General features: G+C 59.6%; 2 protein-coding genes. One reads left to right on the forward strand and one right to left on the reverse strand.

Annotated elements, in window-relative coordinates:
• Positions 1-120 precede the first annotated feature (120 nt).
• Positions 121-678: a GNAT family N-acetyltransferase gene (locus tag ACFPWW_RS13185; protein ID WP_112702797.1), complete on the reverse strand. Its 558-nt coding sequence runs from the start codon at positions 676-678 to the stop codon at positions 121-123.
• Between the two features lie 147 nt (positions 679-825).
• Between ACFPWW_RS13185 and ACFPWW_RS13190 the strand changes: the two genes are divergently transcribed.
• Positions 826-1,154 (forward strand): transposase (locus tag ACFPWW_RS13190; RefSeq protein ID WP_377311994.1); only part of this gene is annotated, 329 nt, incomplete at its 3' end.

A 1,154-nucleotide genomic window follows, 5' to 3' on the forward strand; every position in this document is an offset into this window, starting at 1 on the left:
TCGGCTGCATGAAGCACTTTCGCCGTTTCGCAACGCGCTACGAACGCAGAACCATTCACTTCCAAGGCTTCGTCCATCTCGCCGCCGCAATGATGTGGATGGCTTGAATGTCGATCGGTCCTAGCCTTTGAACAGCGTGCCCGGATAGGCTTCCGGATCGGGATGGGTTTCCGTTCCTTCGCCAAGTCTGCGCTGCATCAGCATCGTATCCAGCCAGCGGCCGTGCTTGTAGCCGGCACCTTTCATCAGGCCGATCTCCTCGAAACCCAGCGACCGGTGAAGCGCGATCGAGGCCGGGCTCGCGCCGCCGATAACCGCGGTCATCTGACGGAAGCCGGAGACCGTGCAGCGCGAAATCAGCTCCCCAAGCAGCAGTTTGCCGATGCCCTTGCCGCGCGCGCCTGTACCCAGATAGATCGAATCCTCCACCAGCCAGCGATAGGCCGGACGGGTGCGGAATGCCGATGCGTAGGCATAACCGAGCAGCGTTCCGTCCTCGGCTGTGGCGACGATATAGGGATAGCCCTGTTCGCGAATGGCGGAGTAGCGGGCCGCCATTTCCGTTTCGGTCGGCGGGACGATCTCGTAACTCGATGTGCCGTTCAGCACGGATTCCCGGTAGATCTCGGTAATTGCGGGGAGATCGGAAGGAAGGGTATCGCGCAGGAGAGGGAGCATTTCGGATCGATCGGCACGGTTGAAGGAAGCGTCCCGTTGAAGCATTCCGGCGAACAGCCCGCAACAAAAAAGGCGGCTTCGCAGCCTGTGTGATAAGTCCGCCAAATCAGTTAGTCTGGCCGCATTGGAAACGATGCGGCCATTTTCATGGGTTATGTTTCAGGAACGGATCGAGGTCAGGCATGTTTGCTGCCTGATCGGATTGAGGATTATGTTGCCGCGGATGCGGCTGTGCGCGTGATCGATGCCTTTGTCGATCGGCTGAACATGGCCGAACTTGGTTTCCAGCGTGCGGTTGCGCCGTCGATTGGGCGACCGTCTTACGATCCGCGCGATCTTTTGAAGCTCTATATCTACGGCTATTTCAACGAGGTGCGCTCGTCGCGTCGGCTGGAACGGGAATGCCGCCGCAACGTCGAGGCCATGTGGCTGATGCGGCGCCTTGTCCCCGACTTCAAGACGGTTGCCGACTTCCG

Source organism: Rhizobium sp. GCM10022189, from assembly GCF_042656325.1.
Lineage (GTDB): Bacteria > Pseudomonadota > Alphaproteobacteria > Rhizobiales > Rhizobiaceae > Rhizobium.

Bases quoted from the DNA above. Each gene is read 5' to 3' on its own strand.
- ACFPWW_RS13185 (WP_112702797.1), bottom strand. From the start codon at position 678: ATGCTCCCTCTCCTGCGCGATACCCTTCCTTCCGATCTCCCCGCAATT.